The sequence below is a fragment of the Chitinophaga rhizophila genome, assembly GCF_019492185.1.
Classification (GTDB): Bacteria; Bacteroidota; Bacteroidia; order Chitinophagales; family Chitinophagaceae; genus Chitinophaga; species Chitinophaga rhizophila.
Genome location: NZ_JAICCF010000001.1, coordinates 160,226 through 184,427 on the forward strand (window position 1 = coordinate 160,226; position 24,202 = coordinate 184,427).

Sequence of the window (24,202 nt, forward strand, 5' to 3'; positions counted from 1 at the left end):
AACGGCAACCGTCACCTTGGAAACCTAATATTCACAAAAACCATTTAAGACAAATGAAGAAAAACCTGCTGCTTACATTTCATAAGCGGATCTTTACAGCCTGCTTTGGAATTGCCATGCTCGCAGCGAGCACAGACCGTGCTTACAGCCAGGTACCTGCTGGCTTTACGCTCAGAAAACTGACAGACAACTCTATTCGCGAAGCGACCGCTATGGCACATGCTGCTGATGGCCGGATATTTATGGCGGAACGTGGAGGAGCCTTGAAAGTCTATCAGAACGGAACCGTATCTACCGTGTATACCGCACAGACAGTAACCGATGCAGAGCAGGGTTTACTGGGTATCACACTTCACCCACAATTCTCAACAAACCGCAGATGCTACATTTTTTACACTAACAGAGAGATGAACCGTCATTACCTGGATATCATCTTTATCAATCCGGCGAATGGCGTAGACTCTGTCCGGAGAGTGATGGAGTTTGATCCGCTTATTAACGGGGCACATAACGGAGGTGCCTTGCTGTTCCGCAGAGGGCTGCTATATGTGGCTATCGGAGAAAGCAATGAGCCGATCGAAGCGCCGAAGCTGAACACATATAGAGGTAAGATCCTGCGACTGACAGAAGACGGTCAGCCAGCGCCAGGAAACCCTTACTATGACACTCCCGGAGCCAGCCGCCAGCAGAGAAGCATCTGGGCAAGAGGCTTAAGGAACCCGTGGCGCATGTCCCTTGATCCCGTGTCACAGCGAATCTTTGTAGTGGATGTAGGCGGTGAATATGAAGAGATTAATGACGTCACTAATCCCGATCCTAACAGAGGATATAATTATGGCTGGGATCAAAACAGGAAGAGTGGCGCTGAACAGGATACAACAACAACAATTCCAGGCGTATATTACTATAATCACTCCGAGACAACAGGCGGCTGTGCAATTACGTCAGGATTGTTTTTCAATCCACCGGCAACGAACTATCCTCCTCAGTATCTGAACAAGTTCTTCTTCTCAGACTGGTGCCGCGATTGGTACAGGTTTGTAGATGTAAACGGACTCAGACCCAGCTCCCAGTATATGGAGTTTTCAACCAGGAACTTCACCCGGATATTGGGTACCAGCGTAGGTATAGATGGCAACATCTACTACATTGCTTATGCAGGAGATGGCAGTCTGTATAGAATAGAGTATAACAATAATCAGGCTCCTTCTATCGTCAATCAACCTGAAAGCGCCACTATAACAGCAGGAGATGATATTGCTTTTTCTGTGACCGCCTCCGGTGGAACACCTTTATCATTCCAGTGGCAGAAGAACGGTGTCAATATCGCAGGAGCGACAGCAGCCACCTATCGTATTGCACAGACCACACAGGCAGATTCTGGTCTATACCGTTGTGTAGTGACAAATCCTATCAGCAGCGTAAACAGTAATGCCGCTAAGCTGACCGTACTGAAATTCAATGCCCGACCAGTGCCGAAAATACTTACACCATCTGCTTCGCTGACATGGAATGTAGGTACAGTTGTCAACTTCTCGGCTACCGCAACAGATACAGAAGATGGTACTTTACCAGATAGTACATATTCATGGGAAGCGCGCTTCTATCATGCCGACAGTCCAGCCAGTGAACACTGGCATCCTGGTCCGACGTTGCCTGCAGGAGTAAAAGCAGGCAGCTTTACAGCAGACAACCTGGGCGAGTCTTCACCAAATATCTGGTTTAGGCTTATGCTGACAGTAAAGGATTCCAATGGCCGTACCGGTATAGACTCGGTGGATATCTACCCTAATAAGGTGACAGTATCCGCTGTGACAAATGTACCTGGTATCAACCTGGTATTGGGTTCAAGAGCAGCAACACCTATTACAAAGACAATGGTAGTAAACTCGCTGACAACCTTACAGGCAGTTACGCCTCAGCTGCTCGGAGATACAACATATGACTTCGTATCATGGGCGCATGGAGGAGATGCCTTACAATCCATCCGTGTACCGGCAGTAAATACCACCTATCGTGCAACCTATAAAGCGGGTGCTTCCAGACAGACACCTTATCCTGATGCCAGTACTCCGGCTACCATCCCCGGCAAGATAGAAATAGAGAATTTCGACGCTGGCGGAGAAGGTATTGCCTACCATGATGCAAGCGCTGCCAACCAGGGTAACCAATACCGTATCAATGAAGGAGTAGATCTGGAGAACTGCTCTGAAGGCGGCTACAATATTGGATACGTAGCTAACGGAGAATGGCTGGAATATACAGCTAATGTTACCATCACCGGCAGATACACCTTCTCTGCCCGTGTTGCGAATCCGGGTGCAGCGAAAACCTTCCATGTAGAAATGGATGGTATTGACATTACCGGTCCGGTGACTGTTCCAACGACAGGCGGCTTCCAGGCATGGCAGACCGTAGCTACCACTACCCTGCAGGCATTGCCGGCAGGCGTACACGTATTCCGTATCGCACTGGAAGCGGCAGACTTCAACGTTAACTACTTCAACTTTGATCTGGCTATCGGCAATGCACCAACTGTAAGCATTACTGCCCCGGTCAACGGAGAAGCCTTCGCCAGCAATAGCGACATTCTGTTGCGAGCAACAGCCGCAGACACTGACGGTACCATCAGGAAAGTAGAGTTCTTCCAGGGCGCTACCAAGATAGGTGAAGACACCACCAGCCCTTACCAGTACCTCTGGACAGGCGTGGCCGCAGGTAACTATAGCATTACTGCCAGAGCCACCGACAACAATCAGATGACAGCTATCTCCACTCCTGTTGCCATCAATGTAACAGCAGCGCCGGTAGAAAAACTGATACCTGGCCGTATTGAAGCAGAAGACTTTGATGCTATGTCAGGCATACAAACGGAAGGTTGCGCTGACACCGGCGGTGGTGAAAACATAGGCTGGGTAGATACCGGCGACTGGATGGACTATTTTGTGAACGTCACGGAAGCAGGCACTTACCAGGTATCCTTCCGGGTTGCCAGCGCACCAGGTGGTGGTCAACTGCAATTGCAGTCAGGCAGTACTGTTCTTACAACAGTAGATATCGCAGCTACTGGCGGCTGGCAATCCTGGGCCACTGTGACCAAAACAGTAACCCTTTCCGCCGGCAAACAGACCTTACGTGTCTACGCTTCTCATGCAGACGTCAACCTTAACTGGATAGCGTTCTCTTCTAATGCCCAGACAGCTAGAAGTGCTGCGGTACTCCCAGATCCGGCTATCCGGATGTATCCGAACCCGGTAGTGAATCTGCTAACGGTAGGTAATGTGAAAGGCAACGGCTTATTCACAATCACCAACGTAGCCACCTCACAATCCACCGTTATCAAATCAATGAACGGAATACTGGATGTGAGCAGTCTGCCTGCAGGCGTGTATATATTACAGTTCACCAATGCTGGAAAATCTGTGACGAAGAAATTCGTGAAGATATAATCCAGGCAATGGTTTTATCCAAAAGCTGCCTCTTTAAGAGGCGGCTTTTTTTATTTTTGTTTGGAGTTTTTAAATATCTGTTGTAATATTGCAACCCCGTTTAAGGGGAATGATTCCGTAGCTCAGTTGGTAGAGCAATACACTTTTAATGTATGGGTCCTGGGTTCGAGTCCCAGCGGGATCACGAAACCCGACTTCTTGAGAATAGTCTCAAAAGGTCGGGTTTCTTCTTTGTATGAAGTACCCGTCAGGTCTGCAACGAGCGCGAATAAAGGATTAAAGTTTGTGGTTCGAGGTTGGTCATTTTCCTTGTTATAATAGATTCCTTCCGGAAATATCGCTCCTCCAGATTTTCGATTTTTTGTTCCAGCTCCGTTAGTTTAGCCTTGTATAATTTCGCTGTCTCTTCCTTTTCAGCATTAATCGTGGTGAAGATCTTTCTTAGCTGTAATTGGAAAAGATAAATGTATTTCTCAGGAAGAGTTATCTCGTTAAGAATGGTCATGAATCTTTCGTGTAACTTCGCTGCGCTTATGTGGCAAGAGCATTTACTGCCATTATCACATTTATAATAATATAAGTTCTTCCGTTTTACTATATACCCGCTTAGATACATATCACAGGTTTCACATTTCATAAAGAGCTTTAAAGGCAATTCTTCATTTAGTGGGTTTTGTGTAAAGCCGTGTGTAACCTTGTTCTATTCCTCATTTGCCATTAAGAAAATCTCTTTGTTGACAAGTTTCTCATGTTTCCCATCAACCAATTCTCCATTTAACAGAGAATGTGACAATATGCCACAATAGAAAGGATTTATCTACAACTTGTATAAGGATCGTCTTATCCTAACAGATATATTGCCAGTAAGTACAGAATTGGCAGATAAGAAAAAGTTGGATAAAGTAAAGCTACTCGCATTAAGAGCAAAAGCCTTACAGCTTTTTGGGGGATGCAGTTTGAGACATTAGGTTTTATGGGTAAGTGGAGAGAATTCATCGGAGATCCAGCCCCCGGTTTTTCCGCTATGGTAAGTGCAAGGCTCAAAATTGGGAAAAGTCTCTTTGCCGACTTTGCTGGATAACTACCGGATGACCTTAGCCCTTATGATTTTATAGTGTTGGATAGCGTAACGCGGCTCAAGTTAACTCCGGAAGATCTTCGTGCTCTCAAAGAATCTTATCCTGGTAAATCTTTTATCTACGTATACCAGGTTACAAAGACTGGACAGTTCCGAGGATCGCAGGAAGCTCAGCATGACGTGGATGTAGTGATCGAGGTTCCAGAGAAAGGCAGGGCCGTACAATTCGGACGATATAATCAGGGAGGCGAAATGGACATTTTTGAGAATAAAAAATACGTACAGGCAGCATAGTGACCATAACATACATTAGAATGTCCCGAGACTACTTTTAATTGTAGTCCCGGATTCAAGTTTGTCTACGTTTATTAATTCAGTCTATTTTATGAGAATAATTTACATGTATAGTTGTTTCAATACGTGAAAAAGATTTTGGTATTCTAAAATTCAATCGTAATATTGCGATGCGATAGAAATGTAATTATGGGAGCGACTAAGGCGGACTTATTTACTAAACAACAGAACGATATAGCCAATATGGCTAAGGCAATTGCACACCCTGCCCGAATTGCTATTTTGCAATATCTGGTTAAGAAAAATGCCTGTGTCTGCGGGGATCTGGTTGACGAGCTGGGTTTGGCCCAGGCTACCACGTCTCAACATTTAAAGGAGTTAAAGATAGCCGGACTTATTCAAGGCACAATTGAAGGGGCAAGTGTTTGTTATTGTATAAACCCGAAAGTATGGAAGCAGTACGGACAAGTATTTGGCGGTTTTTTCGCCGAAATAGGCTGCATTGATTCTTGTTGTTAGATTTTTTTTGACTTTAACCATCGCAATATTGCAATAATAAGATAAATAAATTTTCTACTATCATGTCTACAGATACTCAAATAAAGGAAATGGTAAGGCAGAAGTACAGTGAAATTGCTTTACAGGATAAAGACACTAATCAGTCTTCATGTTGTGGAGCTGGTGAGTGTTCGACAGAGGTTTATAATATTATGAGTGATGATTATTCCACTCTGGAAGGTTATAATCCGGATGCAGATTTGGGCTTGGGTTGTAGCCTGCCTACACAGTTCGCAAAAATTGCAATTGGCAATACTGTAATAGACTTAGGTTCTGGTGCTGGAAATGACTGTTTTGTAGCAAGAAAGGAAGCTGGAGAAAATGGAAAGGTGATCGGGATAGATTTTACCCCTGCTATGATTGAAAAAGCCCGTTTGAATGCAGAAAAACTCGGCTTCAACAACGTTGAATTTCGTCAGGGAGATATAGAGAAGATACCTGTTTCGGCAAATGTTGCTGATGTGATAGTAAGTAACTGTGTACTTAATCTTGTACCGAACAAAGACGGGGTATTTAAGGAAATATTTCGCGTTCTAAAACCTGGAGGACACTTCAGCATTTCTGACATTGTATTGAATGGAGATCTTCCATCAGCAATAAAAGAAGCTGCTGAAATGTATTCTGGCTGTGTTTCTGGTGCGATTCAAAAACAGGTATATCTGGATCTTATTGCAGATAATGGTTTCGTCAATATTACGATCCAGAAGCAGAAGCCTATTATAGTTCCGGATGACATACTTTCCAAATATCTTTCAAAAGATGAACTTACAGCTTTCAGAAGCAGTAATACAGGAATATATAGCGTAACTGTATATGCGGAAAAGCCTACAGAAGCTGCATGTTGCCCTCCAGGTTGTTGTAGTTAAACAGTGACATATGCAAATAGAGCGTTTATTAGATATTCACTGGAAGGAAGTAAAAGATATCTATGAAGGTGGCATTGCAACAGGTAACGCCACTTTTCAGACGAATGCCCCTGAATGGGCTGAATGGGACAATGGCCATGTAAAGGAATGCCGATTTGTTGCAATCGAAGATGGCAGGGTCTTAGGTTGGGCGGCCTTATCTCCAGTTTCGGGAAGATGTGTTTACGCCGGAGTAGCTGAAGTTAGTGTATATGTAAAAGAGAGTGCAAGAGGTAGAGGTATAGGCAATCAATTATTGAAAGCCCTTATTGACGAAAGTGAGAGACATAATTTCTGGACTTTACAATCCGGGATTTTCCCTGAAAACTTGGCAAGTATAAAATTGCATGAGAACAATGGATTTCGAAAGGTAGGTTATAGGGAAAAAATTGGGAAAATGAACGGAGTATGGCGTGACACCCTGTTATTAGAAAGGCGCAGCAAATCAACTGGTCTATAAATTCAAACTAAATAGTAGTGTAAATCGAATACCTCTGCGGGATAGCTATTCTGCGGAACAGGGAATCTATATCTATAACTCTGGATCAGATAAGTCAGACTGGTAAAAATTCCATGTCTAATAATCACTTCTAGCACCAACAACTATGAACAAGAAACTTTTCAGCTTATTACTGTTAGTTGCAGCCTTCTTGTCATTCGCTGCTATGCCTGAAATCGCTCCAGCTCCACGGTTATATCCTGAGTTGACAAAATATTTTATATCTGTAAGAAAGAATACCATCCGGAGAAACGAAAGAGAGGTTCTTGGCATCCTAAAGGGAGCAGTAGTAATGGCTTCTATGGATGATAAGGATCGTAAACGAGGCTCCGGCAATTTTCACATATGCAAAGGGTATTGATGATCCCGCACTAAATGCAAAAGAAACATATCCTATATCGGTAGACCCCGCTAATTTTGACCATTGGAAAGATGTAAAATTTACATATCCTGTATCGAAAATTAGAAATTGAAGGTTTCAATGATCTAAACGATGGCAATAACTTAAAGGTCGCTGTGGATGCCGTAGCCACCTACATGATTCACCTCACTGATAAATAAATGATAAAATAGTAAGCATGAGTAATAGTAATTGCAATCCTGCACAACGAAAACAATTGAGCTTCCTTGATAGGTATTTAACTTTATGGATATTCCTTGCGATGGCAATAGGGATAGGACTAGGATATTTCATACCATCAACAGCTACATTCATTAATAGCTTTTCATCCGGCACTACTAACATCCCCTTGGCCATAGGATTGATTCTCATGATGTATCCTCCTTTGGCAAAAGTAAAGTACGAAAATATGGGGGAGGTATTTAAAAATACGAAAATACTAGGAGCGTCGCTTTTTCTAAACTGGATTATCGGCCCGGTTCTAATGTTCGGACTTGCCGTTCTATTTCTACATGGATATCCAGAATATATGACTGGACTAACTTTGATAGGTTTGGCAAGATGTATAGCTATGGTAATAGTCTGGAATGAGCTTGCAGAGGGTAATAGAGAGTATGCAGCAGGGCTGGTAGCTATAAACAGTATTTTCCAAGTTCTCCTATATAGTGTTTATGCTTATGTGTTTATGACATGGTTACCTGAAATATTAGGTATGAAAAGCATAGCTGTTAATATAACCATTGCAGAGATAGCAAAAAGTGTTGCTGTATATCTCGGTATTCCGTTTTTAGCAGGCGTAATTAGTCGTTACTCCCTAATTGCCTGGAAGGGTGAGCAATGGTTTAACCAAAAATATATCCCATTCATATCACCTATTACGTTGATTGCACTGTTGTTTACAATTATCGTGATGTTTAGTCTAAAAGGAGAGTTAATAGTTCAGATACCATTTGACGTGATCAGGGTGGCTATTCCGCTGGTAGTATACTTCGCCATAATGTTTCTGGTGAGTTTCCTGTTAGGAAAAAGTTTAGGTGCGGACTATTCGAAAAACGCATCAATAGCATTCACTGCTGCTGGGAACAATTTTGAGTTGGCAATAGCCGTAGCAATTGGTGTCTTTGGTATTAACTCAGGACAGGCATTTGTTGGCGTAATTGGGCCACTGGTAGAGGTTCCGGCATTGATTGCGCTTGTGAATGTTGCCTTTTGGTTAAGAAAGAGATACTATCGCAACCGAAATGAATTTCAAACAGTTAAATAGCAAATTTTAAATATCACGATAATGAAAATAGCCTTATTCAGCGACATACATGCAAACCTACCTGCATTAGAAGCCTTTTTTAAAGATGTAGATGGCCGGAATCCAGATGCGATTTACTGCTTGGGAGACCTTGTTGGATATAACATATGGCCTAACGAAGTTATCAATGAAATTCGTAAGCGTGGGATTCCAACCATAGCAGGTAACTACGACTTTGGCATAGGACGTTCAAGTGATGATTGTGGCTGTGCTTATAAAACAGATGATGAAAAGGCAAATGGGGCTGTTTCAATATCTTTTACCAATAGCATTGTAAATGAAGATGAACGCCTTTATCTACGTACCTTACCAGCGCATATCCGAGTAGAGTTTCAGCTCAACAATGATAAGTTGAACCTGCTCTTAGTGCATGGAAGTCCACGTAAGATCAATGAATATCTTTTTGAGGATCGTGAAGAGAAAAGCATGTTGCGCATAATGCTGGATGCAGATGCCGATATTATGTGTTTTGGTCATACACATAAGCCTTATCATCGTATACTACCAACACAACCGGAAGCAAATCAGCATTTCCGTCATGCAATTAATATAGGCTCAGTGGGAAAACCTAAAGACGGGGATTCGAGGGGAGGATATGTCATGCTTCATATCAATGAAAATAGTGGCATATTCAACAAAGAAAGTATTAAGGTAGAATTTATCAGATTTGAATATGATGTAGAAAAGGCAGCTAAAGCAGTTGAAGATAGCCCATTACCTAATGCGTATGCTGAGAGTTTAAGGAAAGGAATTTAAGACACAATTCAATGACTATTGCAATATTTAGTGATGTACATGCAAATCTTCCTGCTTTAGAGGCTTTTTTTGAAGATGTAAAACAATACGGACCTGACGCTATTTACTGCCTCGGAGATCTTATTGGATATAATATCTGGCCTAATGAGGTGATAGCCGAACTTAGGAAAAGGAAAATAGCCACTATAGCGGGAAATCACGACATAAAAGTTAAAGGCAGCAAGCCAGGGGCAGAGAAATCCGCTAAAAGCTATGCTTATGACATTATAAATGAATTAAGTAAAGAGTATCTTGACGCTCTCCCTGCTCACTTACGGGTGACGTTTCAATTAAACGGTGATCAATTAACCCTGCTGCTGGTTCATGGAAGTCCTCGAAGTATTAATGAATATTTGTATGAGGAAACTGACCTGGATACTATGACCTCCATCTTTACAGAAGAAAATGCTGACATTATATGTTTTGGGCATACTCATAAACCTTATCATAGGGTTATTCCAATTAACCATGCTAAAGGTAAGAGGTTTGCTCATGCTATAAATACAGGTTCAGTTGGTAAGCCGAAGGATGGGGATTCTAGGGGATCGTACGTTCTTATTCGAATTAATGAAAATTCGTCCGGTACTGACATAAATGGCGTTGATGTTGAAATTAAACGTTTTGTTTATGATGTAGCAGTAGCGGCGGCGGCAATTGAAAATAGCCCTCTTGCTAATGAATTGGCAGATATGCTTAGAAAAGCATACTAATTAACATAGATAACACGGCTCTTGGTCAGCTGAATAATACGGCTCTTCAAGAGCTGTCGAACAGACTGTTATTTAGATGGATTCTTTCTCTTTGGGGCAGACGTGGATAAATTCTTCAATCACTTTAATATAACTAAGGCCGACCTTATTAAAGACAGGGTGTATGTGAGCGATGACGAAATGCAAGATGTCTATGATATAGATACAATGGATCTGCAAATATGGGTAGATGATCACAACAATATTGTCACTGTAATCATCTAAAGAAGACTAACAAACAAAAAAAATCGACAATGAAACTCTCATGGATTAGACATCTACCTATTACCTATGTGTTTACTTTTATTATTTAGTGCAAAAAAAGCTGTAGCTTAAAAGGACACTGGTTATATTGATAATCTTTATATCGATAGCAAAATAGAGTTGTAAAGTGGAAATACTATTTATGGGTCATGGATTCATTAGTTTTTACCCGATTTAACTATAGTGCATTTGCTTGTAGATCGAGACTATGTTTTATTGAGACTGAATCTAGGATTACCACATCTGGCAAAACAACCTTTTTCGGACGTTTCGAGTTCACAAAAGATGACTTAAATAAATGGCATGAGTATTATGAGCGGCCGTATTTTCCACTATTCAGGTTTAAAATTCCTATAATCTCATGTTTTCCCTCCTTATTAATTCTAGTTTCAAACTCAGTCCCAAGTGTTAGTCTGCAATTAAATATATCATTGTCAATCATTCTAAAAGTTGAACCAGTAAGTTCCTGCACATGGATCTTTTCAGTCATCCTTAGCCTTTTATCATACAACTCTATTTCGACTACTTTATTCTCATTTTCCGTACTATAAATTACTTAATATCTAAATAAGAAAACAACTTAATTTACGTGTCTCAATCGTTCCAGATCTGGATCTCAAAGTAAAGATCAACATACGTACCTGGTACTTAGGTATTTTACTTACATTTAACTTATGATATTGTATACAATTGCTTTGCTATTAGGTGCGCTGTTCATTATATTGTACGTACGGCGTAAAAAAGAAAAGCAGAGAAAGAATAAAGCCGCAGCAAATATTTATAGCGAATTACTTAATGAACATGTTCAGTATTATCAACTCCTGAACGAGAAGGAGAAAGAACGGTTTGGAACAATGGTAAATGAGTTTCTACAATATGTACACATTGAGGGAGTAGGCACAGAAGTTACTGATCTGGACAAAGTGTACATTGCAGCCAGTGCCGTAATACCAATCTTCGGTTTTCCTGGCTGGAAGTATCGTAATCTTACAAACGTTATTCTTTATCCGGATACCTTTGATCACAATTTCCAGTTTGAAGGCGATGAGAGAAATATATTGGGTATGGTTGGTTCGGGTTATATGAATGGACAGATGTTACTATCCAGGGCCGCTCTGATCAAGGCGTTTTCTTCTGTATCGGGTGCTGAACACACGGCTATCCATGAATTTGTACATCTACTTGATATGTCAGATGGTGCCACAGATGGCATACCGGAAAATCTGATGCGAAATGAATATGCTGTACCTTGGTTGAAGATGATGCACAAAGAAATGCGTCGTATTGAGCAAGGCCAATCTGATATCAATCCTTATGCGTTGACAAATGAAGCGGAATTTCTAGCGGTAACTTCGGAATACTTCTTCCAGAAACCTGAGAAATTTAAAGAGCATCATCCTGAAATTTACGCGCAAATGAGCAGGATCTTTGGACAGATGCCTCCTGAAACAGGCAGCTGACAATTGAATAATATAAAGCAAAAAACAGCTATTTGTCCAAATAATAAGTTCATTCATTATTTTTGCGCCATAAAACGCTATTTATGCATTCCCCAAATATGGCAGACATCCGTCGGATAGCCCTGATCAGTAATCCTGTACTACGCAATGTACTCATCACACAGTCTTACTACGAGCTCTCACAGATTATCATGTCCCGAACTGGGTACGTAGCGAATTGGTGCACCTTTGCCACCTGGGCTTCCAAGCAGGCAGGACAGAGTATTCGGAAAGAAGATCTTCAACGAACACTTGAAGCACGGGTAGACATTGAAGTCCTAAAAGAATTTCAGACACTGCTTTCAGTTGCCTCTGAAATGGGTATCGGCGCTTCTCTTAACCTCAGACTCCGCGCGATGGTAAAAGAAAGTCTGTTTGCCAGAATAGTTGACCGTATAGCGGAAGCAGTCGCCATAGGAAATAAGAAAGTATTTGAAGAAATAGGTTTTCAATTCGCTCGGTTTATTGCAAGCTGCTTCGGCCATACCGAAGCTAATGTAGAACGGTGCGAATTATTCTGCCGGGAAATGCTTGACGGTGATCCGCCTGATGGGCAACAATACTTAAGAAGAGCCTTCACAAATTATTATATGGCCTTTTTTGAAAGTGATGAACAACTACGCCTGGAAAAACTGCTCCTGGCTAACCTCGAGATCGGATTCCATGAGCAAACAAGATTACAGCCAGAGATTTTGGCCTCTCTTAACGCTGCCTTTACAGGACAAGACACTTTTCGCAAGGAAATCATTGACTTCCTCTTCCCTCCGGGAAGCTGGCGTTCTGGTGTACGATTACTTTATCTGAAAGCCACTGGTAAAGCCTCCCGCCTGGAAGCCGCAATTGACAGACTGATCATGGAGCTGCAACATCTCGTAAGAAAGCAGATTACCGCCTGCCTCATGACATTAACCTTCCCCCATGAGCGCCTGTTATTATCGAAAGACCTGCAGCGTGCCTACCCAACGGTATTTACAACCCTCTCATGTACGGACCTGGTTCAATTAATGACAAAGATCGACACAACTCCCGACAGTTTAAAAGAAAGTGGTGCACAAGATTGGGCTGACCTCACTGATCGTATGCATTTCATTACCGAACTTTTCCGTTGTTATCATTTTGATGAACAACTCTATCAGCCAGCATTTACACCAGCGCAGGTAGAGACAATGAAAAGAGGGGAAGTTCCAATGGGGCGGCTATAAGATATATTTTCCCAGGATAGCACATCTTTAATAGAATCGCAGCGAAGCAGATCCCCCCGGTCGCATACTCAACTATCACCTTGTAACTTCCAACTACCATCCTATCACTAAAAGTTTACTTAACAAATACCTCCATCTCATAAATTGAGTATCCTCTTTTTCCAGCTGCCTTCTCCTGCAGATCCAGCCTGATGAACCGCACCGTCGTAGGCGAAAAGGTAAGTTCCTCATCTCCCCCATCGCCATCGCTGACTGATTGTATGATTGTCCACTTCCTGCCGTCACCGGATCCCCAAATATTATACCGCTTTGCATAAGATGCCTCCCAATGAATTAAGATCCGGCTGAGCGGATATTCCTTCTTAAGATCAAGTGTCACCTCTGCCTGTTCGCAGTTCCGGCTGGACCACCGGCTTCCGACATCGGAATCTATGATGTTGCGCACGTCAAACATGATATTTGTATTCTCTGAGGCTGTACCACTAATCGTATTACCATAGTACGCAGCAATATTGCCGGTTCCATCCTTAACAACTGATAAAGTTATTTCACGGTTTGTGATGCGCCCTTTATCATTTTTCACAGACACCATAAAAGCCGCCGAACCTGCGCTACCATCAAGTGAAAGATCTGTTCCAGATACAATCTTATATAGCGAATCCGGATTAATAATTGAATGAATAGACGTGCCCTTTTCGGTTACCACCGCAGACTGTATAAAGTTATTATAGAATAGTTCTCTGTTAGAGACAACCGGGATTCTATCAGGGTAAATCAGCGGATATCCTGTTAACCATCTGACACCATTTTTTAACAACTCCTGATACCCCGGATTACCTTTTGCGCGAAGATCATGACCCAGCGTAAGACTCATTACCTTCCCCTTTCCAACAGGATGCCACCACATTACCGGGTGATTCTCAGCCCTGGCAATTACTTCCATCCTGGCAGTAGATGGCTGGAAATAATACATCTCATCTTCGATGTCAAAATCATTTACAGCCCTGGATACTGGATGTTGCGAAGAATCCCTGAACCGGTATTTATATCCCCAAAGCTCTTCATTGCTGGTATACACCCGGTAAGTTGAGGGATCAGTAGATGGTCCGCCTATAAAAATACCACCCATGAATTCCTCATACCTGTCCCAGTTCAGAAGACTTAAAATACCACAATGTAACGTCATATAAGATTTTCCACCGGCTACAAAATTATATATTGCCTTTAATCCCTCCTCTGTAGGATCCAGGAAAAGTGAATTACTGATCAGCAGGTCATACTGCTTTAAGTACTGTGCATTTAACTGCCGGAGATCTGCTGTTGTGTCTACATCCACAATCCCGTGAAGAATTGATGCTACTGCCTCGTTATGGAACTCATGCACCCATGGCGGATAAATGCCCTTTAAGACGGGAACATTACCATTCCCTGTCAGAATAAGAGCTTTAGGCCGGTTTTGCGCATATTGATTACTGATAATACAACAACTAATAACGAAAAATAAGAGCTGTTTCATAACTGATTATTAAGCGTATAACTACAATGGAGATTGGGATCAGGCAAATTCATTATGTCGAACATCGAGAATTTTCGGCAAATTGCCAAACCAGGTATTGCTCATGATAAGTTACTCCGGCCACTGGCCAACTAATCAAACGCCTACTTCATGCGCTGTAAACTCAAAATAACCATTTTCCCATGAATTGAGGTAACATGCAATACCATTCCAGGACTATATACCTACAATAATTTATTTACTATCTTCCCTGTTCCAAATAAAAGATATTTTCTTGAACAAAGAAGTTAACATATCATCACAACATATAAGAATCAATGTATTAGCCCTGATGTTTCTTGGGCTGTTACTTGTTTCCGCATCCTGCCTGGGCCAGCAGCAGACAAGCTTTACAGGCTATGGGCAACTACCTGTTAAAACGCCTGATTCCCTTATCCGAAGCATGCATCTCACCAATGATATTCAGGCAAAGATACAGGCTGCACAACCGTTACTGTCATTCCATGCAACCCATGGGGCTGCAGACTCCGTGATTCACTACGCCAAAGAACTGCTTAGCCACCTTGATCAAAGTAAGCTATCAGCTGCTGATAAACTCCCCCTCCAGTCTTCTCTTTACCTCAGCCTGGCCAATGCCTACAGAGAAGATGGCCTGTTTGATGAAGCCTTGCGTTATTACCTGCAAGGCTTGAGAGTATCAGAATCGCTGAATAACAAATCTGCCATAGACAGCAATAAACTAGGCATCGCCGATGTATATGCTGCCCGGCATGAACTTAATAAAGCCGTCGCCGCATATAAAGACTTATTAAATACAGCGCCCGATGAACAAATGATGCATCTCGTATATGAAAGATTAGGCATCATCTTTCTCGAACAAAAAGACCTGCTTCAGGCAAAACAATTTACTGAAAAAGCACAGGCTTACTTCCAGCAACAACACCAGAGAAAAAAAGAATTGCAGACTAAACTAACGCTCGGCATCATTGCAGAATTTAGCATGCAAACTGACGAGGCCTATTCCATTTACAATGAAGTCAAAAACAAAGCACAGGAACAGCAGTTCTTTGACCTGTATATCAATGCCGGCCAAAGGCTGGGCGACCTACTGATTGCCAGAAAAGAGTATGACAACGCAAGTGCATTACTGTCCCTGGTTTACTCCAATGCATTGCAATGGAATGATATGAAGGCGCAGTTAAATGTGTTAAACAGTCTCCGGAACGTACACGCTGCAATGGGAGATTATGAAAACGCCTATGCGCTCATGACACAGTATCTGGCTATCTCCCGGGAAGTCATAAACCGGCAGAATAAAAAAGAAATTAACGAACTGGAAATAAAATACCAGACCGCCAGAAAGGAAAAAGAAATAGCGACCAAGGAAAATGAACTCAACTATCAGAAGACAGTAAAATACAGTATGCTCATCGGGTTCCTGGTCATTCTGCTACCTGTCATCGGCTTACTGTACATGTACTACCAGAAATTGCAGACGCAAAGCAAATTGAATACTACCCTGGAAGAAATGAACCGTCAGAAAATAGCAGCGCTGCTGAAGGATAAGGAATTGGAACTGCTGAAAGCCTCTGTCAGCGGACAAGAAAAAGAGCGCAAAAGAATAGCTGGAGAACTGCATGATAGTATCGGCGGTAATCTTGCAGCCATTAAACTCCAGCTTTCTCACCAAAACGGCATCGACAGAGTAGATACACTTATCCGGCAGGTAGATGATACCTACCACCAGGTACGTAATCTCTCCCACGACCTCGTTCCGCAGAAATTTAGTGAAACCGGTTTTGCCGAACTCATTTCCGGATATGTACGGCAATTCAATATACCTGGTAACGCTATGATCACCTTTCATGCTTATCCCAATGAAGAAATAGACAAAATAGGGACATCTCTGAAAGTGGAGATCTATAAAATAATACAGGAACTCATTACCAATGCACTGAAACACAGTAAAGCATCTAAAGTAGAAATACAACTGACGCAATTGGACGGCTTCCTGAAACTGTTGTTTGAAGATAATGGCCAGGGCTTTTCCCTGGAAAACGTAAGATTCGGACTAGGATTCCAGAATATACGGGAACGCCTGAAACTCTTCAACGGCGAATTTTCTATTGACTCCTTTCCTTCGAAAGGCACGGTAATTGACATTGAAATCCCTTTAAATCCGGAATGCTATGAAGCATAATATTATCCTTGCAGACGATCACAAATTATTCCTGGAAGGTGTTATCAGATTAATATCACAGGAAAAAGACCTTCACGTACCCTATTATGCACATAATGGCCAGTTAATCATGAATTATCTTGACCAGCATCCCGACGAACAGGTAGATCTCGTTATCACGGATATCAGTATGCCGGATATGGACGGTATCACGCTCAATAGTTACATTAAGGAAAAGAGACCTGAGATCAGTACGCTGGTAGTAAGCATGCATACCGACAGTAATATGATTGATACACTTATCCAGAATAATGTTGATGGCTTCCTATCGAAAAATGCTGATTCAGATGAACTACTGGAAGCTGTCAAAACAATCCTTAAAGGCGGCAAGTACTTCTCAGAGTCCATCAAACAAGCTTATCTCAAAAGCGTTTTCAATAAAGAGAAAGAAACACTGGAGATGCTCACCTCCCGGGAGAAAGATGTATTGAAACTGATTGCAGAAGAATATACTACCCAGGAAATCGCTGACAAATTATTTCTTAGTAAACACACCATAGAAAGTTACCGTAAAACCCTTATACTGAAACTAAAAGTACGCAATCTGGCGGGCCTGACCAGGTATGCGGTTAAACTAGGCCTCCTCAGTTAACCCCCTGAAAACAGGGTATTGATTTTCACTGAATACGATGTTGCTCCCCCCTTCGTACCGGACTACCTTTGTTGCATAACAAAACGGAACAATCCCGTACGAAACAATTTTAAACCTAAAAATGCAACATTATGATTTACGGAATAACATTAATCCTGCTGAGTATCATCGCCGTTCCCTCCCTGCTTTTATCAAGGAAGCCTAATGCCAAAGAACTGTTAGAGAAAGTTGAACCTTATCAGGGCTGGATCGGAATTATCTTCTGCTTCTGGGGTATCTGGGGCCTTGTATCCGCAGTACTGAATATGGGTTGGCTCACTTCTGCTCCCATATGGTGGATAACCCTGACTGCCGGTAGCCTGGTAGAGGCATGCCTTGGCTTCTTACTCGGGTTTCCACTAATTAACAAGTTCTTCCTGTCCGGTAATGAAAAGGCCAGAGAAAAAGCAGTACGGATCCGTGCACAGGTAGCGCCTAAACAAGGAAAACTTGGTATCCTGGGTATTATCGTTGGTGCCTGGATGATCGTTGCATCTTTCGTTTTCAGTGTTGCCTAACGTTATTCTCTCATCATTTAAACTTCAGACAATGAAAAAGCTAATACTTGCCGGCATCATATTGATGTCGGCACTGGGAAGCCAGGCTCAGGAACAGCAAGACCACTCGATTCAGGTTACCGGTACCTCCAGCGTTACCCGCGAAGTGGAAAGCTATCAGATCGATTTTTCTATAGCGGTAGACTATGCATATGGTGAAACAGAAAGCAGAAAATCCTTTGAAGATCTTAAGAAGAGCTTCTTTGCAAAAGTAAAGGAGGCTGGCCTGGATGAAAGCAAGTTCAAAGAAGATAAAATGGGATACCAGGCTCTAAGGATGTACAGAGAAGGTAATCTGTATACTTTCAGTACGCTTTCACGCGATGAATTGTTGAAAGCGTCTCAACTTGCAAACGGGACCGTTGTCAATATTACTGGTACAAGGGCGAAATTCAAACCAATTGTGAAAACAGACAAACAATTTGAAACGGCATTCCGTAACAGCCAGGAAAAAGCGGCAATGATTGCAAAAGCTATCAATAAGAAACTCGGTGCTGTGGTGAGTGTGACAGATCTTACCCCACAAGAAGCGCCAATGGAAGAGAACTTCTACTTCAAACCAATTGAAGATCAATCGCTGACGTTATTGGTTACCTTCTCATTTGAATAACCGGTCTTCATCCATTCTTTGATCCTGAAGTTCATTATAAAGAACAGTGTACATTACAAAGGCTTCAAGTTTTGCCAGCTTGAAGCCTTTGTATTTGGATCCATTTACTGTATTATAGTAGACGTCCCCAGTCCCACACCCTAAAAATTAAATAAATCAAATATTTTTTTATTTTAGTGGGAAGGCTGTCCAAATGCATGATTCTCCTCGTAATGATAAAGAACTCTTCACATTGATATCCGAAGGCGACGAGACAGCCTTCAGACAGCTTTTTCATCTTTATGCCCCGCAGTTCCGCGCCATGGCATTACATCTGACCAAAACGGCATCCGTTACAGAAGACATTGTTCAGGAAACTTTTCTCCGCTTATGGATCAGCAGAGACAAACTCCGGGAAATAGAACAACCCCGTTCATGGCTCATGCGCATTGTATTCTATCAGTGCTTCACATTTCTGAGGAAACGGAATGTTCATGACAAAGCAATAGCAAACCTGTCTGTCGTTGAGCCTGCCTTCACACTGGATGAAGACATGGCCTATGCAGCGATGAAGGAACAGGTGGGCATTGCAATACAACAACTGCCCCCGCAGGCAAAGCGGATCTACTTACTTAGCCGTGAACAGGGACTCAAAATACCCGAGATCGCATCCCAACTGGGATTATCACCCAACACTGTCAAAAACGCTCTCGTCCGTTCATTACATGCTATTCGTCAGCATCTCGAGCAACTCGGCATGCTGTTGCCTGCTTTTATGCTATGGCTGTTAAGGATATAAAATTTTTTTCCGGACCTATAGGTCCTAAATGAGAACTTGTGCGTCTGTTATTGCAGGAGGGGTTTCCACGTATAATGTAAACAGAGTAGTTGCCACGTTAAAAACTGATCAAAACAACCAACATTGCCTACACAAGACCGCCTAACATACCTGCTGATGCAGGCTTTGGATCATTCTGCCAGTGAAGCAGAGCTACTGGAACTGTCAACGCTCATCCGGAAAGATGAAAGCGGAGACGTTACCAGGCAGCTGGAACAATTGCTGCTGCAGCAACTTCAGGACAAAACAGTTACCGACTACGATCCGGCTTACTGGGACGGGATTGTGTCAGATATTCTATCGGCAGACAAACCATTGCCCGGTACAGCGTTCGCTTCGCCTGCACCTGTTGCACTCGCCCCCAAACGCCGGATATGGTGGATGCCCGCTGCCGCAGCAGTATTATTACTAGCTATATCCCTATACCTATTCCGTCACAAGCCTGATAATCAGCCTGTAATAGCAAAAACAGATACGCTGCAGGACATTGCTCCTGGTACCACCAGGGCGGTACTCACGCTGGCAGATGGTACAGAAATCGAGATAGATACCACCGCTAATACAGCATTATCGGTACAAGGTAATACCAGTATCTCGCAGATAGCCGGCGGCAGGCTGCTATATCATGATCATAAAGGACGGGAACAAACACCCAGCCTCACACAGTATAATACGCTCCGTACTCCACGTGGCGGTCAATTCAGGATAACCCTTCCTGATGGAACCAATGTATGGTTAAACGCAGCGAGCAGCTTAAAATACCCTGTCGCCTTCAAGGGGGCCGAAAGACGGGTGGAGCTTACCGGTGAAGCTTATTTTGAGGTAGCCCGGAAGGCACACATGCCGTTTCACGTCACTATTCGCACTGGGCAGCTTCAGGATAGTATGCAGGTGGCTGTACTGGGCACACAGTTTAATGTAATGGCCTATGCGGATGAACAAATAGTTAAAACTACCCTGCTCGAAGGCGCTGTTAAAGTGATCAGTAACCACAGCAGTAAACAGCTGACTCCAGGTCAGGGGGCCATTCTTAATAAGCAGGACCAGACCTTTACATTACAACAGACAGATACAGAGGAAGCAGTTGCCTGGAAGAACGGGTTTATCCAACTGGAAGGGAACGATCTGAGATCCATCATGCGCATGATTACACGCTGGTATGATGTTGAGGTGATATTTGCTGATGAAGTACCAGGTCATTTCAGAGGAGCTATTCCTAAGAATGTTCCAGTATCACAGGTACTGAAGATGATGGAAATGACGGGTGAAGTTCATTTTGACATCAAGGGAAAACAGATTATCGTATCCCGTTAGATATATCGACTAAATCACTAAAATATGAGTCCATAAATTCCACTCCCTTCACCCATACTGCACAAAAAACCGGGAAGCGTTTGCCCCGCCGCCCGGTTACATAGGGCCTGTATGCTAATCGCTTACGACAATTATTCATTACTTACCCTAACCATACAAATGTATGCAATTGATGCCTTTTCCCCAAGGCAAACGGCTACGTGCTGCCCGGGGTCGCCTTTTTCCACGATTATCGAAACAAACGTTACTGATTATGAAATTAACGGTACTCCTGCTGACCGTTACCCTGTTGCAGGTTGCTGCTGCCGGGTACTCCCAAACAGTTACCATTTCAGCGCATCATTCTTCACTGGAAAAAATATTCCGGGAGATTAAAAGACAAACCGGATATACCTTTCTCTATACGGATGAACAGATGCGGCAAGGCCGGGATGTAAGTCTGGACATGAAAAACGCTTCCCTGGATGATGCACTGAGAGCCTGCTTTAAAGGTCAGCCATTCACCTACTCCATCACAGACAAAGTGATCATTGTTAAACGAAAGATTGCTGAGACAGAAATCTCACAGCTTCCTGATGAGGAAGTCAGGGGAAAAGTCACTAACGACAAAGGAGAGCCACTTCCTGGTGTGACCATCCAGGTAAAAGGTACTGCGAAAGGAGTTGTTACGAATGAACACGGAGAATATGTCATTACAATTCCTGCTGCCAATACAGTGCTGGTCGTTTCATCCATAGGCTACAACACCATCGAAACTCCTGTAAACGGGAAAAAAGAGATGTCCTTAACCCTTCAGGCATCTGCCTCAAATATTAATGAAATGGTAGTAATCGGTTACGGTGAGCAACGCAAAGGCCGTCTGACCAATGCTATTTCCTCCATCTCAGCAGCGGATTTCCGCGATGCGCCTGTTAACCGCCTGGATCAGGTATTACAAGGCAGAGCTGCGGGCGTACAGGTGACCAATGCTGCCGGCTCTCCGGGTGGTAGTGTACGTATACGTATCCGCGGATCTAACTCCATTAATGGCAGTAACGAACCGCTGTATGTCGTAGATGGTTTTGTCGGAGCAGAATTTTTTGCTATCAATCCTGATGACATTGCCGATATACAGATACTAAAAGATGCTGCTGCCACTGCTATCTATGGCAGCAGGGGCGCTAATGGCGTTGTATTAGTAACAACCCGTAAAGGCAGCCGCAACCAATTAAAAGTAAACTTTACCACTCGTCTGTCTGCGGCTAGTGTTATCAAAAAACTGGATCTGTTGAATGCGGCCGACTTTGCTGAAACTGCTAACGCGCATGCTTTGGCGGTAGGTACTACGCCTAAGTTCACCGATGAGCAAATAACAGGTTTCCGCACGAATGGCGGTACCGATTGGCAACAGGAGATCTTCAGAACAGCGCCAGGCCAGGAGTACCTGCTTAGCCTGTCCGGCGGAACTGAAAAAAGCGGTTATTTTATTTCAGGTAATTACCTGAATCAGGATGGCGTCATCAACAACTCCTTCTACAAACGTTATACGTTGCGTTCAAATATTAACGCTAATCTTACAGATCATATCTCCACCTTCCTGAACATTACCGGCTCTTACAGCAATGCCCAGAATGTGGACATACCTGCTGATGGTCCCAGCAGCCCGCTGGCACAGGCTATCACCTGGTCTCCTACTACTACTGTACGTAACCCCAATGGTAATTTTGTAGTGAGCGACCCCGTCGGATCGCTGTTCTATAATCCCGTTGCCCTAACTGTAGACAGGCTGGCAATGAGAGACAGAATGCTCGCAAACGTCATCGGCGGAATCAAGTTCGGTATTCTGCCGGGATTAACATTTAACCTGCAATACGGCGCTAACTATCTGCAATATGAAGACAAGTCCTTCGCAGGTAAAGTGACTAACAATAATACATCCACCGCCGGTGTGAGATCTAATAAAGAGATTGTACTGCAAAACACAAATACCCTCAATTACAAAAAAATATTCAACAACGTTCACCATCTTGACGTGACTGCAGTAATGGAGTACCAGCAATCTACCTATAACTTTCATTCGGCAGGTTCATCCAACCTTACCTATGAACACTTCCAATGGAACAATCTGGCGTTAGGCACACCTTCAAGCCCCAACTCCGGTTATTCCAAATGGGCCTTGTTCTCGCTTGTAAGCCGGGTAAACTATGGATACGACAATAAGTACCTGATATCCGCTGCTATACGAAGAGATGGTTCTTCCCGCTTTCAGGGCAATAATAAATATAGCTACTTCCCTTCCCTCTCAGCAGGATGGGTCATCAGCAATGAACCCTTTATGCAACAACTGTCCTTCATCAGTAATCTGAAATTACGAGGTAGCTGGGGACTGACAGGCAACCAGGCCATCAGCCCTTATAGTACACTTTCGTCCTATTCAAACATACCGGCATCATTTAACAATAGCACACATCAGGTAGGTCTTGTAATAGGTAATATTGGTAACCCGGCGCTGAAGTGGGAAACTACTGAACAAAAAGATGTGGGTCTTGACATCGGATTACTCAAAGGCAGAATGGCGATTGCAGTTGACTACTTTGTAAAAGACACGCGTGACCTGCTGCTGCAGGAAACATTACCCATGTACCTGGGCGGTAATACCATCACCAGGAATGTAGGCGCTGTGCAAAACAAAGGCTGGGAATTTTCTATTGAAGGTGATGTAACCGGTAGCAGCACTGTTAAGTGGAACACTGGTTTTAATATTTCCTTTCTTAAGAACCAGGTAATGTCGCTCGGAGAAGGTAAGACCAGGATCTTTGATCCTAACAACAGAAAGATCGGTGGCGGTATGTCTCCGCAGTCTGAGTTTGTGGTGATGCCAGGTCAGCCGCTGGGTGCAATATGGGGACTCTCCTATCTTGGTACCTGGAAACCGGGAGACGGTAAAGCCAGTGAATACGGAGCCAAAGCTGGTGATGCGAGGTATCTCGATGTAGACAATGATGGCACCATTGACGCAGATGACTACCATGTAATAGGAACTGGTATACCCAAAACATCTATTGGCTGGAACAATACTATAAGTTATAAAGCGTTCACGCTGAACCTGCTCTTCCAGGGACTCTGGGGCTTTGACAGATTAAATTACAACAAGGCTGTTGCCATGTACTACGGTGGCGACGCGCGTGAAGCAACACATACCGACATCAAAGACCGCTATATTCCAGGCGTTAATGAAACGTCAGACATACCGGCCTTCAGCACGACCAACCGTAATTTTACGCAAAGCACACGATTCCTGGAAAAAGGCGATTTTCTGCGCCTGAAAAACATCAGCCTGTCTTATGATATACCCAGATCTACACTGAAAAATACATTGGGCGTCAAAATCTTTGTAAGCGCCACCAACCTGTTTACATGGACCAGCTACTCCGGCATCGACCCCGAAAGCAATTCTTCTGCCGGCGATATCAGGCAGGGTATTGATTTCGGAACCTATCCGAACGCCAGAACTATCACAGGAGGAGTTACACTAAATTTCTAA

General features: G+C 43.1%; 20 protein-coding genes and 1 tRNA gene. 19 read left to right on the top strand and 2 right to left on the bottom strand.

Annotated features, from left to right (window positions below):
* Positions 1 to 53 precede the first annotated feature (53 nt).
* Positions 54 to 3,449 carry a carbohydrate-binding protein gene (locus K1Y79_RS00650; RefSeq protein WP_220248064.1) on the top strand — a complete coding sequence of 1,132 codons (3,396 nt, stop codon included), beginning with the start codon at positions 54 to 56 and terminating at the stop codon, positions 3,447 to 3,449.
* Positions 3,450 to 3,560: 111 nt separating this feature from the next.
* Positions 3,561 to 3,633 (top strand) — tRNA-Lys (locus tag K1Y79_RS00655).
* Positions 3,634 to 3,696: 63 nt separating this feature from the next.
* Here K1Y79_RS00655 and K1Y79_RS00660 read toward each other — a convergent pair.
* The gene (locus tag K1Y79_RS00660; RefSeq protein ID WP_220248065.1) at positions 3,697 to 3,954 is read right to left on the bottom strand and encodes a hypothetical protein; all 258 of its coding nucleotides are present in this window, start codon (positions 3,952 to 3,954) and stop codon (positions 3,697 to 3,699) included.
* Between the two features lie 609 nt (positions 3,955 to 4,563).
* Here K1Y79_RS00660 and K1Y79_RS00665 point away from each other — a divergent pair.
* From K1Y79_RS00665 to K1Y79_RS00710, 10 genes are all read left to right on the top strand, one after another.
* Positions 4,564 to 4,821 carry a hypothetical protein gene (locus tag K1Y79_RS00665; RefSeq protein WP_220248066.1) on the top strand — a complete coding sequence of 86 codons (258 nt, stop codon included), beginning with the start codon at positions 4,564 to 4,566 and terminating at the stop codon, positions 4,819 to 4,821.
* Between the two features lie 189 nt (positions 4,822 to 5,010).
* The gene (locus tag K1Y79_RS00670) at positions 5,011 to 5,340 is read left to right on the top strand and encodes an ArsR/SmtB family transcription factor (protein WP_220248067.1); all 330 of its coding nucleotides are present in this window, start codon (positions 5,011 to 5,013) and stop codon (positions 5,338 to 5,340) included.
* A gap of 62 nt (positions 5,341 to 5,402) precedes the next feature.
* The gene (locus tag K1Y79_RS00675; protein WP_220248068.1) at positions 5,403 to 6,245 is read left to right on the top strand and encodes an arsenite methyltransferase; all 843 of its coding nucleotides are present in this window, start codon (positions 5,403 to 5,405) and stop codon (positions 6,243 to 6,245) included.
* 10 nt (positions 6,246 to 6,255) lie between these two features.
* Positions 6,256 to 6,744: a GNAT family N-acetyltransferase gene (locus tag K1Y79_RS00680; protein WP_220248069.1), complete on the top strand. Its 489-nt coding sequence runs from the start codon at positions 6,256 to 6,258 to the stop codon at positions 6,742 to 6,744.
* A gap of 145 nt (positions 6,745 to 6,889) precedes the next feature.
* Positions 6,890 to 7,144, top strand: a complete 255-nt coding sequence (locus K1Y79_RS00685) for a hypothetical protein (protein ID WP_220248070.1) — start codon at positions 6,890 to 6,892, stop codon at positions 7,142 to 7,144.
* 217 nt (positions 7,145 to 7,361) lie between these two features.
* On the top strand, positions 7,362 to 8,447 hold the full coding sequence (gene arsB, locus K1Y79_RS00690; protein ID WP_220248071.1) for an ACR3 family arsenite efflux transporter: 1,086 nt from the start codon (positions 7,362 to 7,364) through the stop codon (positions 8,445 to 8,447).
* A gap of 21 nt (positions 8,448 to 8,468) precedes the next feature.
* Positions 8,469 to 9,242, top strand: a complete 774-nt coding sequence (locus K1Y79_RS00695) for a metallophosphoesterase family protein (RefSeq protein WP_220248072.1) — start codon at positions 8,469 to 8,471, stop codon at positions 9,240 to 9,242.
* Positions 9,243 to 9,253: 11 nt separating this feature from the next.
* The gene (locus K1Y79_RS00700) at positions 9,254 to 9,991 is read left to right on the top strand and encodes a metallophosphoesterase family protein (protein ID WP_220248073.1); all 738 of its coding nucleotides are present in this window, start codon (positions 9,254 to 9,256) and stop codon (positions 9,989 to 9,991) included.
* Positions 9,992 to 10,968: 977 nt separating this feature from the next.
* Complete coding sequence (locus K1Y79_RS00705) at positions 10,969 to 11,754, top strand: M90 family metallopeptidase (RefSeq protein ID WP_236059437.1); 786 nt, start codon at positions 10,969 to 10,971, stop codon at positions 11,752 to 11,754.
* Between the two features lie 83 nt (positions 11,755 to 11,837).
* Complete coding sequence (locus K1Y79_RS00710) at positions 11,838 to 12,995, top strand: hypothetical protein (protein ID WP_220248074.1); 1,158 nt, start codon at positions 11,838 to 11,840, stop codon at positions 12,993 to 12,995.
* A 115-nt stretch (positions 12,996 to 13,110) separates the two neighbouring features.
* Here K1Y79_RS00710 and K1Y79_RS00715 read toward each other — a convergent pair whose 3' ends face one another.
* Positions 13,111 to 14,511, bottom strand: coding sequence for a ThuA domain-containing protein (locus K1Y79_RS00715; RefSeq protein ID WP_220248075.1), 1,401 nt, complete (start codon positions 14,509 to 14,511; stop codon positions 13,111 to 13,113).
* A gap of 274 nt (positions 14,512 to 14,785) precedes the next feature.
* Between K1Y79_RS00715 and K1Y79_RS00720 the strand changes: the two genes are divergently transcribed.
* From K1Y79_RS00720 to K1Y79_RS00750, 7 genes are all read left to right on the top strand, one after another.
* Positions 14,786 to 16,711, top strand: a complete 1,926-nt coding sequence (locus tag K1Y79_RS00720; RefSeq protein ID WP_220248076.1) for a tetratricopeptide repeat-containing sensor histidine kinase — start codon at positions 14,786 to 14,788, stop codon at positions 16,709 to 16,711.
* On the top strand, positions 16,701 to 17,342 hold the full coding sequence (locus K1Y79_RS00725) for a response regulator (RefSeq protein WP_220248077.1): 642 nt from the start codon (positions 16,701 to 16,703) through the stop codon (positions 17,340 to 17,342). The genes K1Y79_RS00720 and K1Y79_RS00725 overlap by 11 nt, the downstream gene beginning before the upstream one ends.
* A gap of 131 nt (positions 17,343 to 17,473) precedes the next feature.
* Positions 17,474 to 17,899: a hypothetical protein gene (locus K1Y79_RS00730; RefSeq protein WP_220248078.1), complete on the top strand. Its 426-nt coding sequence runs from the start codon at positions 17,474 to 17,476 to the stop codon at positions 17,897 to 17,899.
* A gap of 31 nt (positions 17,900 to 17,930) precedes the next feature.
* On the top strand, positions 17,931 to 18,548 hold the full coding sequence (locus K1Y79_RS00735; RefSeq protein ID WP_220248079.1) for an SIMPL domain-containing protein: 618 nt from the start codon (positions 17,931 to 17,933) through the stop codon (positions 18,546 to 18,548).
* A gap of 193 nt (positions 18,549 to 18,741) precedes the next feature.
* Positions 18,742 to 19,326: an RNA polymerase sigma factor gene (locus K1Y79_RS00740; RefSeq protein WP_220248080.1), complete on the top strand. Its 585-nt coding sequence runs from the start codon at positions 18,742 to 18,744 to the stop codon at positions 19,324 to 19,326.
* A gap of 123 nt (positions 19,327 to 19,449) precedes the next feature.
* Positions 19,450 to 20,679 carry a FecR family protein gene (locus tag K1Y79_RS00745; RefSeq protein WP_220248081.1) on the top strand — a complete coding sequence of 410 codons (1,230 nt, stop codon included), beginning with the start codon at positions 19,450 to 19,452 and terminating at the stop codon, positions 20,677 to 20,679.
* Positions 20,680 to 20,932: 253 nt separating this feature from the next.
* The gene (locus K1Y79_RS00750) at positions 20,933 to 24,202 is read left to right on the top strand and encodes a TonB-dependent receptor (RefSeq protein WP_220248082.1); all 3,270 of its coding nucleotides are present in this window, start codon (positions 20,933 to 20,935) and stop codon (positions 24,200 to 24,202) included.